This is a genomic window from Clostridium sp. (assembly GCF_021372645.1).
GTDB lineage: Bacteria > Bacillota > Clostridia > Clostridiales > Clostridiaceae > Clostridium.
Genome location: NZ_JAJFUC010000065.1, coordinates 1 through 17,174 on the forward strand (window position 1 = coordinate 1; position 17,174 = coordinate 17,174).

Consider the following 17,174-nt stretch of genomic DNA (forward strand, 5'->3'; position numbering starts at 1 on the left):
AACAATGTATTTTATCATTCTTTACCACAAGTTAGAAATTCAATTGAAAAGTTTATAAGAAACATAAATATGGTTCCTACTCAGACAATAGACAGGCTATGCATCCGAATGTAGAAACCAATTTGCAACATATATATATAAGTTGCGATAAAGATTTTATAATTTAATGCAAATACCGTCTATTATTTGTTGAAGAACATAAGAGTTAGTCTATATAACAAGTCTAATTTAATAAAAATAAAAAAGTATCCTTTAAATTATGCTTTAATAGTTAATATCAACACAAACTAAAAAGTATAAGAAAGGATACACAATATTTTAGACAACTGTAAAGATAATACTTACGTATTATCCACCTTATCATAGCAAATATAACCCGTAGATGGCGAAGTATAACCATATATCTTTTATGCATTCTTAGACTTTTATTTTTTCCCATTTCTCTTTTTATATCTTGTATTTCAACATTTAAATCATCTTTATTTAACATATAAACTATAACTTTCTATTTGTATTGTTATAGTTTTTTATATTTTGGTGATTTATATTTGTATATTTTTTTGTATTATAACTTTATTATTGCAACTTAGTATAGTAATTTAGAAATTTTTATATTTAATATTTTTATTTCATGGTATCTTCTATAATCTTAAGGTAATTTAATAAATTTGCATCTTCAACCATAAATTTTATTCATGTAGATTTATGATAAAATAAAATTAAATATGATATAATTATACTAATATTTTGCGCTATAAATACTAAACGTTCATTAGTTTTAGTGTGAAATTTCTTTATTATAATATATTTTAATTATATTTTAGGAGGATTCATATGAATATTGGAATAATTGCTGCCATGGCAGAGGAATTAGAAATTTTATTAAAAGACTTAAAACTTGAAGAGAAAAAAGAAAAAGCTAATATAATTTTTCACAAAGGTAAATTATATGGAAAGGATGTTGTAGCTGTAGTTTGTGGAATTGGTAAAGTTAACTCAGCTATTTGTACACAAATATTAGCATCTGAATATAATGTTGATAAAGTTATAAATGTTGGAGTTGCAGGTGGAATTGGAAAAGAAATTTTTCCTGGAGATATAGTTATCGCTGAAAATTTAGTTCAACACGACATGGACACTACAGCTTTTGGAGATAAGATGGGTCAAATTCCAAGACTTGATACTTTTGATTTTAAATGTGATGAGGAAATGGTTGCTTTAGCTAAAAAGGCTTGCATGGAAATTTCAGAATTAAATAGCTTTACAGGTAGAATTGCTTCTGGAGATCAATTTGTTGCAAATATCGAAAAAATCCAATGGCTTGATAAAGAATTTGGTGCAATCTCTTGTGAAATGGAAGGAGCTAGCATAGCTCAAGTTTGTTACTTAAATTCAATTCCATTTGTAGTTATTAGATCAATTTCTGACAATGCAAATAATGGAGCACATATGGATTATCAAAAATTTATTCCAGTTGCAGTTAAAAATTCAACTAGAATATTAAAACAAATGCTTGAAATGATGTAAATCCAATTCATTTGAACAATATAAAGGCCATACCCTTGCTATAGTTTCTAAATCATGTTATATTAACCTCTTAGTTAAACATACTGTTTTACTAACAATCAGGTATATTTAGTGCTACATCATGATATGAAATTACTTAGCAAAAGTATGACCTTTATTTTTATAAGTTTGTACTATTTTTGTATCAAATGCTTCTAAAACCTCATTTTTTGAAATTGTAAATATAACTTCATCTTATAAATTAAAAATAGTGTCATTATATATTCCTAAAGACAACATAATTAAAATCCATAAAGATATATACATAATTACTAATCACAAAGAATTTAATATAATATTAATAATTTCATGAATATCTTTAATTGATTCGTATGCCCCTACCATACCGCAAGAAACTGTAACTCTTCTATCCTATGATGGAGTAAAGATGATCAGATCGAAACAGCTACTATTTCTCTAAAAAAAGATTGCAGATCCCATTATATTTTCAACACTATTCAAACCCTTTATCCATCACATTTTACCATTTATACAATCTTCGCAATTTTCTTACTTTATAATAAAGTCTGGAGAAAAATTATCTACAAAACCATCTTTTTTAGCATCAATACATCCACATTAATCACAGATTTTTATAATAAAGTTTGCAGAAAAGGGATAAGATTTTTCAATATCTTATTTCAATACTCTCTCAAGCCTTGAAAATCAATATTTTAATCTTATCCCTATAATTATTTTCTATTTAAATTTCAATATAAAAATCAATATTCTTGATCCTTATTTCTTGTCCCTTTGCTCTAAAATCTTCAATCTTGTTTCTCACGTAGTCAATCTTTTTTATGATGTCGCCAAAGATTATTGGAGGACAATTATTTCAGCGTATGCACAAATAATCCGCTTCTAAGCTTTGGTTCAAACCATGTTGATTTTGGTGGCATTACTTCTCCAATATCTGCAACACTCATTATATCGCTAACTTCTGTAGGGTACATTGAGAATGCTATCTTCATATCTTTATTTGCTCTTCTTTCAAGCTCTTTAAGACCTCTTATTCCGCCAATAAAATCTATTCTATCTGATGTTCTTACATCTTCAATTCCTAAGATAGGTGTTAATACGTTGTTTTGAAGTATTGCAACATCAAGACTATCTATTGGATCTTCAGTATTATAAATACCATCTTTAGCTTCTAATAGATACCATTTATTTTCTACATACATTCCAAACGTATGCTTTTTAGCTGGTTTAACTGGTTCTTCATTAGTCGATTCTGTTACAGTAAACTTTTCTTGAAGTTTTCCTATTAACTCATCTTTAGTTAACCCATTTAAATCTTTAACTACTCTGTTATAATCCATAACCATTAAATCATTATCTGGGAATGCAACTGCTAAGAAGTAATTAAATTCCTCATCTCCAGTATAGTTTGGATTTTCAGTTCTTCTCTTAATTCCAACTTTTACAGCAGATGCTGATCTATGATGCCCATCTGCAATATATAAATAATCTATTTCTTTAAACAAATCAATTAATTCATTTATAATAATTTCATTGTCTATTACCCAAACAATATGGCTTATTCCATCCTCAGCTACAAAATTATATACAGGTTTTCTCTTACTCTCATTTTGAATCCAAGCATCTATTATTTCTGATGCAATTTGATCTTCTTTATATGTTAAGAAAATTGGACCAGTATTCGCATCACAATAATCAACGTGATTAATTCTATCTTGTTCCTTATCTGCTCTAGTAAACTCATGTTTTTTTATAACATTATTCATATAATCATCGATAGAGGCACAAAATACTATTCCTGTTTGAGATCTTCCATTCATTATTTGTCTATATATGTATAAGCATGGCTCTCCATCTTGAGTATATTCCCCATCTGTTATCATTCTATCAAGATTTTCTCTAGCCTTTTCATAAACCTTTGGATCATGTATGTCTATTGACGGCTCCAAATCTATTTCAGGTTTATCAACATGAAGAAATGAGTGTGGATTTCCTATTACCATTTCTCTTGCTTCATCGCTACTCATTACATCATAAGGTAAAGCCGCTATTTTTGAAGCTAATTCTTTAACTGGTCTTATTCCCTTAAAAGCTTTAACTATCGCCATTAAAAATCCCTCCCAAATAATTATAGATTAAAGAATTCTTTAATTACTGAAACTACTTCCTCACCAATTCTTGTTTGAGCTTCTTCAGTTGCAGCTCCAATATGTGGTGTAACACTAACTTTTGCATGGTTAATTAATGTTTCATTCTTAGTTGGTTCTTGTTCAAATACATCAATACCAGCTCCAGCAATTTCTCCATTATCAAGAGCTTCAATTAATGCTGCTTCATCAACAACTTTACCTCTAGCACAGTTAATAAGGTATGCTGTATTCTTCATTAATTCTAATTCTTTCTTTCCTATTAATGAACCTGCTGCTTTGTCATATGGTACATGAAGTGAAATAAAGTCTGAAGTCTTTAATACTTCTTCTAATGATACAAAGTCATAATCTAAATCATCATGTTTTCCTTCAATTGTATAATATACAACAGTCATACCTAAAGCAGTAGCCTTCTTAGCTAAAGATTGACCGATTCTTCCCATTCCAACGATTCCAAGTGTTTTACCTGCAATTTCAATGCCTTGGTATTTCTTTTTATTCCATTCACCATTTCTCATAGTGTAGTTAGATATAGCAATAAATCTTGCTAATGCAAACATATGACCAATTGCAAGCTCTGCAACTGAATCTGAACTTGCTGATGGAGTATTTCTTACAGTTACTCCAATACTTTCTCCAGCAGGAATATCTATATTATCTATTCCAACACCAGCTCTGATAGCTAATTTTAAATTTCCACCTTCTTCTGCTTTAAATACATCAGAAGTAAGAGTAGTAGCTGATCTAATAACTATTGCATCGAAATCTTTTAATTTTTCTCCTAATACGTCTTGTTCAAAATGTTCATTGATAACCTCTGCACCTAATGCTTTTAATGCATCAATTGATGCACTTTCTAATCCGTCGTTTGTTAATACTCTAATCATTTTAAAAAAATCCCCCTTAATTTAAATACGCTTATTACTAATTATTTATTCTTACAATACAGGATTTTATTCCTTGTATATTGTTATTATATATTATTTTTTATATTTTTCACACAAAATACTACCCCATTAGTTATTAACTCTTAGGCTTTTCATGCCAAATATCGGTATATATATTTTATAGAAATTTAAAAATAATAAAACTTCAAAACTCAAAAAAATACATATCCTATCAAAACTATCTGAATTATAGTGCAAAAAAAAAATAAACTCTAGCCCTAAAATTGATTTTATTTTTGTTAATTATCAATTTAGTATTTTATCTCATTTATTTAATTTATATACTTAATACTTATTTTTTATATTTTACTACTTATTCGCTATCAATTCAAGACTTTGTTCTTTAAAATACAATTTTAATTAATAGTTTTATATTTTTTTGCCACGATATAAATATAATTGTTTTAAAAATTTCTCAAATCTTTATTTATTTGATATCCAACTGTATCTTATCCAATAAAAATAAGATTTACTATAATCACCATAACTCTAAAACCTTTTAATTATCAAATATAAAAGAATATCTTGCTCCATAAAAAATTCTATTTAATAATTAAAAATTTATAAAATTTAGTGGAAATTATTATCCTCACATATATTACTTTTATTTATACCGAGAGTGCTTCCATATATGTTAAAAATATTTAATATATTAATGGAGTCATTAAACACATTCTGACTGTGTAATAACTCCGTTGTTAGTCGTTATTTAATTTTATCAATATTTAACTTTTTCATAACATAATAATATTATTATTGATATGTATAAATATTTTATTTAAATTAGATAAAACAAAATTCAACAAATATTTCTCTATATTTAATGTTGGATGTTGAATAGTTAGTCTTCATAATCAAAAATTTTAATTATCTTCATCGTCAAAATATAATACTGATTCTGTTTCCCTACAATACTTAACGCACATGCATTGAGCTAATTTTCTTGGACATTTATAACATAAACAAGTTAAATCTTGACCATTACATTTTCCTTGTTTTATTTCTATACAATCTCCACAGTTTACTCCATTACCTGCTGGCATAATAATATCACTACTCCTTTGAATTTAATATATTAATTCAATATTAACTTAAAGCTCGCGAATGTCAAATTTCTTTACCAAATTCCAAGTCTATCCCATGGTTTAACATACATATCATATTTTCTGTAATTCTATAGGTATCATAAAATTTTTGAAATTGTGGTAAAACTGCATTTACTCTAAATTTATTAGATGAATGAACATCTAAACTTAGTGCATACTCTGCATATTCGTTGATTGTTATTTGACGCCAAATAGTTGCATCATAGTTTCTATTTGACCATAGAAATCTTATATTTTTTGAGCCTTCTCAGTAAATTGTTCAGTTGATTTTTTATTTCTAATAGTACTTTCTGTAGGATTAGTATATTCATCTGGATCTCCTAAGCTAAGTCCTGTGGCGCTTATATACAATATATTATTTATAATATCCCTTATGAGGTCAATACGAACAACTATATAGTTGTACTTTGATTAATAATTAGGCTTGTCCAAATAAATATAACCGTATAAATAACTTGTATCATATATTTCTCTATATTTAAAAGTTACTCCGTGCCACATGGATTCAGATATATAAATCTTGCCATTCTCAAATTTTTCTACAACTGCAACATGCCCACATCCTCCAGAATTCGGCAATTCAGATTTCCATACTGCAATAGATCCAACTCTAGGTTCAGATCCATATTGATATTTACCACTTTTTTTATTTGCTTCCCACCACTCGTAAGCATTACCTTTAAATCCTGCATCATTTGGACGAATTCCAGTAATTTCCCAAGCACGCCCCCAAGCATACCATGTACAATTACCTTTGATCAATTTTCCGCCACTAGAAAATGGCGGTGAAAGCCTCACTTTATAAAAAAGATTCATATCTGAATAATAATGTTTATTATTCAAACTTGGATCAATATCCCTTATCTCGCCTTTTTTTAAGTCATTTCCTGAATCTATATTCTCATCATTAACAGAATCTATTTCTTCCTTGGAATCGCCATTTAAAGTTATGTTAATATCTTCATTTATAGGTTTCTGTGCTAGTTTTTCAAAACTAACCCATTCTGATTTCACCCAACCTTTTGTTCCATTAGCAATCGTATTATAAAAGCCATCTTTTTCCTCATCAATAATTTTAATTTCTTCACCATTTAACAATGTTCCTATCACGTCCGAAGAAATTGATGCTTCTGAACGAATATTTAAGCAATTACTGTTAGTAGAAACATATGCCACACGCTCTTGATTATTACTCTTTCCATTACTTAGAACCTCTAATTCCGATTGTGTGTTTTGAATTGTTTCTTTTTCATTTAACAGCGCTCCACTATTGGAAAAAATGTAGACTTGACCGTCAATTCCAAGAGTTCCTGTTTGCATTTCTCCACTAGAATTAGTAAAATATCGAGAACCATTATCATCAATCCAGCCAATACTCATTATTCCATCTGCGCTAAAATAATACCACTTTCCATCAATTTGTTTCCAACCTATTTCCATTGTTCCACCATTAGATAGGTTGTACCATTTTCCATTGTAATTAAGCCAACCAATTCTCATTACCCCATCTTCATTAAAGTAATACCACTTTTCATTAATTTGTTTCCATCCAGTAGCCCTAACTTCATTTTCTATCCAGTTCCAATTATTTTTTGAATCATTAACCCATTTAGCTGAAGCTGGTATATAATACATATTTGTTATTATTAACGTTGCAATTCCTACTCTTATTATCTTTTTAATAAATTCCTTCTTCACTTATTATTCTCCCCTTTTTATAAATTTTTTTATAATTTATTTGTCAGATATAATTCTGTTATCAGTTAAATTAAGTACTTCTTTAAAGTTTAAATTATAAAATTAAAATAATAATTCTCAAAATATATTTTTTCAAAACTTCTAGGGATTTTCCCATTAATTGTGAATTGATTCTTATATATTAAATATTACCTCAAAATTAATTATTTAACAAATTTAATTATATTAATTTAAACACCTAAAAACAATAAAAGTGCCTGTCCATTAATTATAAAAAGTTTTCTTTTTATATTTCTGATAGACAGGCACTTTTCTACTTACTACTATTAAATTTTGCAACTTCCTAAATTCCTCTAACCCAAAATTTCTAAATTTAATCACAAAAACAGTCCTATTATAATTAACACAGCAACACCTGGAACTCCAAAAAATCCTGCTATCAGAGCTGTAATTGGATTAATTGCTAATGAGAAATTAACATTTATGCCCACTAAACTAAGATTTGCAATTATAAAATTTACTGCATATAATATAACAACTCCTATTATTCCATTTATAATTATTTTTATTGGCCACTTTAATAATTTTATCACTAGAAATAATATTACTATTCCTGCCAATCCATATATTAGACTTTGTCCATCCATATTTAACTTCCCCCACTTTATTTATTCAGCAATTTGTACACTTTTTTCAACTATATACTCATATCCCACACTTATTCCTATCTCTCTTGCTATAGATAATAAGTAATCATATCTTTTTCTTGCAACATTTTCTGAGTAAATCGCTACTTCTATTAATTTGTCATCGTTAACATTATTAAACATACTACGAGCTACACTTATTTCCATTTTTGCATTTTCCATATCTTCCATTAATTTCGAATACACATTTGGGTTATAATTCTTATTCATCAGGTGTTCAATAATATTTTTTTTATTCATGTAAATCCCTCCAAAAACTTCTTTTTACTATTTTATCCATATACTGGAAGGATTATACATGTTTTTGAGTTTTATAAGTTCTTTTATGATTGTAACACTTTTTAAGTTTATCCATATACTATGTTCTATAAGAAGCTTTTCACTCATGTCATACAAAAACTTCTAGCTCCCATTTATATAACACTTTATCTAGGAGCCTAATATTTTTAGGTTCCTCTATTTTTTAAAACATTCCTAAAGTTCTTTTCTTCCCTCTAGAGCTTTAGATAATGTAACTTCATCAGCATAATCTAAATCACCACCAACAGGTATTCCAGATGCAATTCTAGTTACCTTTATGTCAAGAGGCTTAAGTACCTTAGATATATACATTGCAGTTGCTTCTCCTTCTATATTGGGATTAGTTGCTAATATTACTTCCTTTACATCTTCACTCATTCTTGAAACAAGCTCTCTAATTCTAATATCTTGAGGGCCTCTTCCTTGCATTGGAGATATATTTCCATGTAATACATGATATACACCATTATATTCTTTAACTTTCTCCATTGTCATAATATCCTTTGGCTGTTCTACAACACATATAGTTCCCTTTTCCCTATTGGGGTTATCACATAATGGGCAAGGATCTTTATCTGTAAAATTTCCACATACAGAACAATATTTAATTGTCCCCCTTGCTTTAACTAATGCATTTGCAAATTCTCTCACTTCATCATCTGGAAGATTTAGAATATGTAAAGTTAATCTTTGAGCAGTCTTTTGCCCTATACTTGGCAATTTTGCAAATTCTTCTATTAATCTTTCTATGGCTACTGGATAAAAGTCCATCATAATTCAAGTTTCTCCTTTAATTTCAAACTTCAGTTATCAATATACTATTATTATTACAAAAAAGCATACATATTGAAGGATAAACCAACAATTCTGTATGCTAACTGTTATCACATTATTCTTAGAATAATCCGCCTGGCATTCCACCTGTTAACTTACCCATTTTGCTTGCAGATTCTTCTTCTACCCTTTTCAATGCTTCATTAACTGCACTCATTATTAAGTCTTCAAGCATTTCTATATCATCTGCATCTACAACTTCTGGCTTTATATTCATTGCTGTTACTTCTTTTTTACCATTTATCTTTACCACTACAGCGCCGCCACCTACTGATGCTTCAAACTCTTTTGCTTCAAGTTCCTTTTGCATATCTTCCATTTGCTTTTGCATCTTTTGTGCTTGCTTCATAAGATTATTGATATTTCCGCCGCCAAAACCTCCTGGAAATCCACCTTTTGCCATAAAAAAATCCTCCTCTTTCTTCAATTTCATTTCTTAATTATAAAACATCTTTTATTAATACTCAAGCTCAATCAATTCACAATGCTCTAATATTATTCATCATATATCTCGAATGGTATTCCGTCTATTGCTTGCTTTAATAATTCTTCTTTATCTTTATCTTCTTTATCTTTTTTCACCACATAATCTACTATTATTTTTTCTTTTAGTGTTTCGGAAAATACAGCATTTACAATATCTCTATATTCTGATTTTTGTAATCTATCTTTATTAAATGCATACATTGCTTCATATTCTAACGTAACTACTCCACCCTTAAAACTGTGAAGTTTAGCTGTAACAATTGATGCATAAACAATCATTGCTCTTTTTGCTTTAAATTTTTCTAATATTTCAGTCCATGCTCTACCAACGTCATCAAGAGTTAATGTCGAATTAGCATTTACCTGGAACCTTTCTTTATTACTACCATTAACATTATTTTTAGTTATAGTTTTTTTAATTTTATTACTATCATTTGTAGCAGTATCCATGTTAGTATGTGTAGAATCTAAAATTTCATCACTTACTTCCACTTTAGCCATTTGTATTTTTCCACTTTTTAATGATTCTTCAAGCTTATTTATTCTTAATAATATAACTTCATTTGAAGTATCATATTCAATTTTACACATCCTTATAATAGCAAGTTCTAAATATAATCTACTTTGTTTACTTGCCTTTGAATTAATTTCAGCATCTTGAAGTATTCTAATAGCCCTCATTATTTCTTCTACTCTGATTTTGCTACCTTGTTCCTTAACCATTGAAATATTCTCTAGAGACATATCTAAAACTTCTTCTGGATTATTTGTAACCTTAACCATGAGTAAATTTCTAAAGTGAGCTATTAAGTCTTTGATAAATAATTGCATATCCTTACCTGCGTACACAAGCTTATCAATTATAACCATTGCTTTTTCAATGCTTCTATCTATAATTGCATAAGTTATATCAAATAAATACTCATTAGTTACAAGTCCTAATATGCTGACTAAATCCTCGTAATTAATTTGTTTTTCTCCCATAGCAATTGCTTGATCTAATATACTTACTGCATCTCTCAGTGCACCATCACATACTCTTGCAATTAAATCTAAACTTTTTTGTTCATAATTTATATTTTGAGCATCGGTGATTCTTCTAAGCAAATTCGAAATCACTTTTTGATTTATTCTCTTAAAATCAAATCTTTGGCATCTAGATAAAATTGTTATAGGCAATTTCTGAGGGTCTGTAGTTGCCAATATGAATATTACATTTTTAGGCGGTTCTTCTAACGTTTTTAAAAATGCATTAACGGCTCCAACTGATAGCATATGAACTTCATCCATTATATATATTTTATATTTAGCTTCTTGTGGCGGATACTTAGTGTCATCTATAATATCTCTAATCTTATCAATACCATTATTAGAAGCTGCATCAAGTTCTGTTACATCAATGGCTAATCCTTCATTTATCTTTATGCACATTTTGCACTTATTACATGGCTCTCCATTATGTAAATCAAGACAATTTACTGCTTTTGCCATTATTTTTGCAGTGGATGTCTTTCCTGTTCCTCTTGTTCCACAGAAAAGATAAGCATGTGCGATTCTATCATTTAAAATTTCATTTTTTAATGTTGTCGTTATGTGTTCTTGCCCAACAACATCTTCAAAAGTCCTCGGTCTCCACTCTCTATATAGTGCTGTATAACCCACAAGCTACCACCTCGCTATTTTCTTAGACACATGAAGAAAATAACAGCCCAAAGATGCGTAGTATATTGGTCTGTTATTTTTTAAATTTGCCTTAAATATAAACTTATTATACACTACTAAATCAATAATTAGTATAAGAGCTTAGTAAATATTTATATCATTACTTCTGCATATAAATAGTACACTATATTAATATAGCAAACTGTATCTCATATCATAGGCTAATCCAAGAAATTTTATTCATTCTTTATTGACTTTGTTAAGTGATTATTATGTGCTAAAATAATTAAAGAATATATTTAAAAAATTATTTAAAATTTACATGATAACTAGGAGGAATACATAAAAATGAGTTTATATGATGACAAATACTTATCTATTGCTAATGACATATTAGAAAATGGATACTTTGATAACAATAGAACCGGAGTCTCAACTTATAAATTACCTCATCAAATCATGCAATTTAATTTAGAAAAGGAATTCCCTATACTAACAACTAAATTTGTAGCATTCAAAACTGCTGTTAAAGAACTTTTATGGATTTTTAAAGACCAATCAAATAGTGTAAAAGATCTTCAAGTACAAAATGTTAAAATTTGGGATGAATGGATGATGGATGATGGGACTATAGGAACCTCTTATGGTTGGGTTATTAAAAAGTTTAATCAAATCGATAAATTAATAGATGCTTTAAAAAATAATCCTCAAGACAGAAGAATGATGCTTAATTTATGGCAAATCCCATATCTAGATGGAGGTGCATTGTATCCTTGCTGTTTCCTTACAATGTGGGATGTAACAGATGGCAAACTTAACTGTATGCTCGTACAAAGAAGTGGTGATTGGCCACTTGGTGTTCCATTTAATACTAGCCAATATGCTGTACTAGTTCATTTACTAGCTCAAGTTACTGGACTTAAACCAGGGCTATTTACTCATGTTATAAATAATGCTCATATATATGAAAATCAAATTGAAGGCATGAAAATTCAATTAAAAAGAAAAAATGATGCATATAATGCTCCTAAGCTTTGGATTAATCCTGAAATTAAAGATTTCTATGATTTTACACCTGATGATATAAAACTTGAGGGCTATGAACATCATGAAGCAATTAAGATGGAAGTATCAGTATAATGAAGATGCTCTATTGAAAATTTACTTATTCAGTTATCTATAAAAATTCAAGGAGGAATGACAAATGATATCAATAAGTGTTGCTGTCGCAAAAAATAATGTTATTGGCAAAGATAATAAATTGTTATGGCATATCTCAGAAGATTTAAAAAGATTTAAAAGAAATACTTCTAACAAAAAAATGATTATGGGTAGAAAAACTTTTGAATCACTACCTGGAATCTTGCCAAATAGAGAGCATATAGTTGTAACTAGAGACGAAAACTTTAAGGTTGACTCAGATAAAGTAACAATAGTTCATGACCTAAATTCATTACTTGAAAAATATTTAAAATGTGAAGATGAAATCTTTGTAATTGGTGGTGCAGAAATTTACAAACAATTACTTCCTTATACACAAAAAATCTATCTAACTAAGATAGATGAGACTTTTGAAGGTGATACATATTTTCCTGAAATTAATTATGATGAATTTAAAGCAGACTATATTTCTGAACAATTTATTGATGAAAAAAATGGTCTTAATTATACATTTATAGATCTAATAAGAAACTAACCCTATGGATATATCTCACTGAAACTTATAATATTGAGGACTTTAGCGTGAAAAATACACCCGAACGTCCAATGTCGTTAACTTAAGAAATAAGTAAAAAAAAGAGAATTTTCAAAAGCGAGACAGAATATTTCATCTGAAGCTTTTAAAGAGCTTTTCAGACTATTTGTTGACTCTTACTACAGCTCTAAAGTAAATCTAAAAAAATGGCATGGATTCAAAGTTGAGAATCTCTTTTTTGAGTAATGGGATGTAATACCATTTGAAGTAATAATTGTAGCAACAAGAAAAGTTTTGTGAACATCGACGCCACAACAAATAGGATAAATAATTTTCATTTATGAATGATGTTAGTTCAGAAACCTGCAAACAAGACATAAGCAATGGTACTTTGGTAAGAGCTTAGATGGGTTTATACCAATGGCACCTTGCATTGTTACTAAGGATGAATTATCTCAAGGAGTTACTTTAAAGGCTTGGACAATTATTGCTATGGGAACTCCTGCTGGTGTAGGAATGGGCTTTGAACCACCAGGATTTTTAAAAGCTGGAGATTTAGTAGAATGTGAAAGCAAGTCGAACTTTCTTTGTGAGCATTTTATATTTGCGTACTCGAACTTACTCAGTGAACGAATATGAATAGAGTTTCATTATAAATAGAAAGAAAATGAGGGTATTTCATAAATGAAATGCCCTCATTTTCTTATCCTATTGTGTGTCCTATGTTAATCCTATTGAAGAATAACCTAATTAAAATTCTTAGTTATAATTAAACATTAAAATAAACCATGCACCTCGCTTTGTTATTAGTTCTCCATACGTTACTTCTGCAGTTAGCTCAGACCAGATTGATCCACGGCACATGAAAGGAACCACTTATCGCTGCTTCCTTCCAGATCTGACGAGGTTCATGGGCTTCCATTGCGTGGGACCCAGTCATCAACACCACTTACAAAAGTCAGACTATAGATTGCTAATATCTAAGCGAGGAATTAAATCCTGCTATAGCGGATTGCAGGTTACAGGGCACCGCTGACTCCCCATCTAGCATGGCAATGGTGGAATGTTGAGGGTTTGAACCTCAAGACTTTCATCAAAGAAAATCTCCGTCCCCAGTGGACGCCAAACCATGTTAATCATTGCTTCTGTTTTAATTCAAAAATTTTATTTAGTTATATTACTATACATTAATATCTTTTGGAGTATTAATTCCTCTTATTAATGCTTTTTTACTAAATGTTATTTTTGATACTTGTTAATGATAACATATAAAAATCTCAAATTCAAGGATATTCTTTTAGGCTTTATATTAAATTTTTTCCTATAATATAATCCATTATTATTCCTCCATAAATTTTTATTATCCAATCCTATATAAAATCACTTAACCTTTTAATTATAAAACATAGTCCTTACATTACTTTTAATATGTTCTTACAAATCTCTTAACTTTTAAATCAAAAGCTTCAATACTAGTTCCAATTACTCTATCTTTTTCTTAATCATCTTCCACACTTAAAATACTCAGAATACTCACTTTTCAAATGCCTTTATACTTACTTTTTAACAATTCAATATTCTAGTCTATTTTGACTTTTCATTTTCTTTCACGTGCCTAATCTTTATTTTTTAAGCGAAGTACTTTAATAACTATAGTAAATAATATTAATAAACTTATTATTAATATTATTTCAATCATAAAAAGTTCTTCAGGCAATGCATTTATTATTGGATCCGCTATCGGATCAAAAATCCAATAATCGTTTCTAAAAAATATTTTATGAAAAAAGTAAAATGTTTTAGAGAAATCTATTACTGCCATTGTCGATATAGATATCACCATTAAAGCTATTATATTTACACTATTATTAAACATTTTTATAATTCTTTTCCCTAAATTATTATTTCTATTAGTTACAATTTTAAAAATTATTATACTAATAAAAACAATACTAATTATATATAGAGATATGAATATTTGTTTTACCTCAAAAAAATGAATTTTCCCAAAATTGCTCATGGATAAATTATTAAGTATTAGTTCCTTACTCAATGGATTTTGAACATAGTAAATTATTCTTTTATAATTATCCATCAATATTTCTGTTGATAATCCAGTGTAATTAGATAGTTCATATTTATGTATTACATATCTATATACAATTGTTGTATTTAGAACTCCTAAAACTGCAATAGCGATAATAGAAATTGCATAAAATATCTCTCTAAAAATCTTAAAAATTATCCTTAGCACTCTTAAATTATTGTTCTTATCTATGCTATATTCACTTCCTTAATTAGCGTTAAAAGTATTTCAAAATAGTAAATAACCTCATGCTATTTAATGCATTATCTTATTATTTAAATACTTTTATGCAGTTTTCTAATGGATCCAATTTCTTTTCATCATGTGTTACAGTTGGTTTTCCAAAGAGCATTTAAGCAATTAATTTATAGTTATTGGTATACCTTGTAAAATAAACACCTGTCAGCTATAGCATCATAAAAATTCTTTACCATATTAATCGCATCTCTAATATATAATAAAAAAATTTATGCTTTAAAACTCATAAACTTTTTTATTTGTAACTTCTAAATATATTAAATTATATTTTTCTCCACATTAGCTAAACCTAATTGAGGTATAACACTTGCAAAAGAATTCAAAAAGTATTAATCATTATTTTTATTAAAGTATGGTACTTCAATTATGTCTAATATAAACATAAAAACAGGAATTCCCACAATCAATCCTAAAACTCCAGCAATATGTTCTGATACTATAAGTATACTTAGTGTATAAAATATAGGAAGCTTAGTTTTGGCTGCCATTAACTTTGGATTTAATATATATGTTTCAATTGCATGAAGCAGTGCAATCATTATAAGTACATATGCTACCTGAACTAATCCTCCATTATTAAAAGCAACTATACTTAATGGTATTAATGATATTATTACTCCCACTACAGGAATAAGACCAAGCAACATGATCATCATTCCAAATCCCAATAGATGCGGAAATCCAATTATCCATAATCCAATAGTAGAAAGTATTCCATTAATCGTAGCTATAACAATTTGAACTTCTATAACTTTACCAAAGGAAGAAATAAATTTTTTCCCAAAAAATTCAAGTTCACTACAAATTGAAGAAATCTTACTTTTCCTAAATTTACATGTAAATTGGATTATCCTGTCTTTTTCCAAAAGGAAAAAAATACTTAAAATCAAAGCGATTATAATATTAATTCCTATTTTCCCTATATTTGAGATGGATTGTATAATATAATTTATACCTTCTGTTGAAAATATACGTCCATAAATTTGGTCTAATTTTTCTTTTATTAAATTAATAATTTGATTATTTTGTGGAGAACTATATATTTCATTTACTTGCCTAACAACCTGTTTAAATTCGTGAATAACTAATGGCAAAAAATCTATTATTATTATAAATAACATACCTGTCACAACTAAAGAAACTGTTAATATCATTACTTTATAATTTATCCTTATTTTATCATCAAGCTTATTTATTAAAAATTTAGAAACATTATTAATTAAATATATAAATACAAAAGTTAGAAGCATCAAATTAAGCATACCTTTCATTGCGTATAAAAATATAAATACTATTAATAATGTTATAAATCTTTTAAAGACTTGGCTTTTTAAAATTTGCATCATATTATGCATCAACTTTTTACTCCTTACATATCTTATACTTTTGAATTTTAATTTGAATAGCCTATACAAATATCTTAAATCTTCCCTAAAAATATTCCTATATTTATACTAACAGTTTTACCTTTCCATGTAAATAATTTAGGGATATAACTATCTTAAAATTGCTTTACTTAATTTTTAAATAATAAGTTGAAACATGAGATGTATAAATAGTGAACTACCTCGAAGCTAAAGACTTCGAAGCTTCTTGATCAATATAGCTACTGCTACAAGTTTACCCAAGCTTACAAGGTCGAACCAACCTCAATATAATACCAATAGCTTATACTATCAGCTTTTCTAGATTTTTACTT

At 28.1% G+C, this 17,174-nt stretch carries 16 protein-coding genes, 1 other RNA gene and 1 pseudogene; 4 read left to right on the forward strand and 14 right to left on the reverse strand.

The window, feature by feature from the left end; all coding sequences use genetic code 11:
- Window positions 1-834 precede the first annotated feature (834 nt).
- Entirely contained in the window at window positions 835-1,527 is a 693-nt protein-coding gene (locus tag LLF98_RS10910; RefSeq protein ID WP_291703473.1) for a 5'-methylthioadenosine/adenosylhomocysteine nucleosidase, read from the forward strand.
- 869 nt (window positions 1,528-2,396) lie between these two features.
- Here the strand turns inward: LLF98_RS10910 and LLF98_RS10915 are convergent.
- The 11 genes from LLF98_RS10915 to dnaX form a co-directional block, all read right to left on the reverse strand.
- Window positions 2,397-3,653 (reverse strand): DUF1015 family protein, encoded by a 1,257-nt coding sequence (locus LLF98_RS10915; protein WP_291703475.1) that lies wholly within the window; start codon window positions 3,651-3,653, stop codon window positions 2,397-2,399.
- A 20-nt stretch (window positions 3,654-3,673) separates the two neighbouring features.
- Window positions 3,674-4,582 carry a D-2-hydroxyacid dehydrogenase gene (locus LLF98_RS10920; RefSeq protein ID WP_291703477.1) on the reverse strand — a complete coding sequence of 303 codons (909 nt, stop codon included), beginning with the start codon at window positions 4,580-4,582 and terminating at the stop codon, window positions 3,674-3,676.
- A gap of 923 nt (window positions 4,583-5,505) precedes the next feature.
- Window positions 5,506-5,685 carry a hypothetical protein gene (locus LLF98_RS10925; RefSeq protein ID WP_291703480.1) on the reverse strand — a complete coding sequence of 60 codons (180 nt, stop codon included), beginning with the start codon at window positions 5,683-5,685 and terminating at the stop codon, window positions 5,506-5,508.
- Between the two features lie 64 nt (window positions 5,686-5,749).
- A complete protein-coding gene (locus LLF98_RS10930; RefSeq protein WP_366512100.1) occupies window positions 5,750-5,980 on the reverse strand; it encodes a M13-type metalloendopeptidase in 231 nt (76 codons plus the stop codon).
- Window positions 5,977-6,099 (reverse strand): hypothetical protein, encoded by a 123-nt coding sequence (locus LLF98_RS10935; RefSeq protein ID WP_291703481.1) that lies wholly within the window; start codon window positions 6,097-6,099, stop codon window positions 5,977-5,979. The genes LLF98_RS10930 and LLF98_RS10935 overlap by 4 nt, the downstream gene beginning before the upstream one ends.
- Before the next feature lie 60 nt (window positions 6,100-6,159).
- Complete coding sequence (locus LLF98_RS10940) at window positions 6,160-7,446, reverse strand: CHAP domain-containing protein (protein WP_291703483.1); 1,287 nt, start codon at window positions 7,444-7,446, stop codon at window positions 6,160-6,162.
- A gap of 377 nt (window positions 7,447-7,823) precedes the next feature.
- On the reverse strand, window positions 7,824-8,093 hold the full coding sequence (locus LLF98_RS10945) for a pro-sigmaK processing inhibitor BofA family protein (RefSeq protein ID WP_291703485.1): 270 nt from the start codon (window positions 8,091-8,093) through the stop codon (window positions 7,824-7,826).
- 21 nt (window positions 8,094-8,114) lie between these two features.
- Window positions 8,115-8,393, reverse strand: a complete 279-nt coding sequence (locus LLF98_RS10950) for a YaaL family protein (protein ID WP_291703487.1) — start codon at window positions 8,391-8,393, stop codon at window positions 8,115-8,117.
- A 234-nt stretch (window positions 8,394-8,627) separates the two neighbouring features.
- The gene (gene recR / locus LLF98_RS10955; protein ID WP_291703508.1) at window positions 8,628-9,224 is read right to left on the reverse strand and encodes a recombination mediator RecR; all 597 of its coding nucleotides are present in this window, start codon (window positions 9,222-9,224) and stop codon (window positions 8,628-8,630) included.
- A 124-nt stretch (window positions 9,225-9,348) separates the two neighbouring features.
- Window positions 9,349-9,690, reverse strand: a complete 342-nt coding sequence (locus LLF98_RS10960; RefSeq protein ID WP_291703489.1) for a YbaB/EbfC family nucleoid-associated protein — start codon at window positions 9,688-9,690, stop codon at window positions 9,349-9,351.
- A 92-nt stretch (window positions 9,691-9,782) separates the two neighbouring features.
- Window positions 9,783-11,435, reverse strand: a complete 1,653-nt coding sequence (gene dnaX / locus LLF98_RS10965) for a DNA polymerase III subunit gamma/tau (RefSeq protein ID WP_291703492.1) — start codon at window positions 11,433-11,435, stop codon at window positions 9,783-9,785.
- A gap of 348 nt (window positions 11,436-11,783) precedes the next feature.
- Here dnaX and LLF98_RS10970 point away from each other — a divergent pair, with 348 nt between their 5' ends.
- The 3 genes and pseudogenes from LLF98_RS10970 to LLF98_RS10985 form a co-directional block, all read left to right on the forward strand.
- Entirely contained in the window at window positions 11,784-12,575 is a 792-nt protein-coding gene (locus LLF98_RS10970) for a thymidylate synthase (protein WP_291703494.1), read from the forward strand.
- Window positions 12,576-12,639: 64 nt separating this feature from the next.
- Window positions 12,640-13,131 carry a dihydrofolate reductase gene (locus tag LLF98_RS10975; protein ID WP_291703495.1) on the forward strand — a complete coding sequence of 164 codons (492 nt, stop codon included), beginning with the start codon at window positions 12,640-12,642 and terminating at the stop codon, window positions 13,129-13,131.
- A gap of 357 nt (window positions 13,132-13,488) precedes the next feature.
- Window positions 13,489-13,770: pseudogene (locus tag LLF98_RS10985) on the forward strand (fumarylacetoacetate hydrolase family protein); the annotation flags it as partial.
- 147 nt (window positions 13,771-13,917) lie between these two features.
- Here LLF98_RS10985 and ffs read toward each other — a convergent pair.
- The 3 genes from ffs to LLF98_RS11000 all read right to left on the reverse strand — a co-directional run bounded on the left by ffs (window position 13,918) and on the right by LLF98_RS11000 (window position 16,830).
- An RNA gene (gene ffs / locus LLF98_RS10990) (signal recognition particle sRNA large type) lies at window positions 13,918-14,184 on the reverse strand.
- 562 nt (window positions 14,185-14,746) lie between these two features.
- Entirely contained in the window at window positions 14,747-15,385 is a 639-nt protein-coding gene (locus LLF98_RS10995) for a TIGR01906 family membrane protein (RefSeq protein WP_291703496.1), read from the reverse strand.
- Window positions 15,386-15,804: 419 nt separating this feature from the next.
- Window positions 15,805-16,830, reverse strand: coding sequence for an AI-2E family transporter (locus tag LLF98_RS11000; RefSeq protein ID WP_291703498.1), 1,026 nt, complete (start codon window positions 16,828-16,830; stop codon window positions 15,805-15,807).
- Window positions 16,831-17,174: the final 344 nt, after the last annotated feature.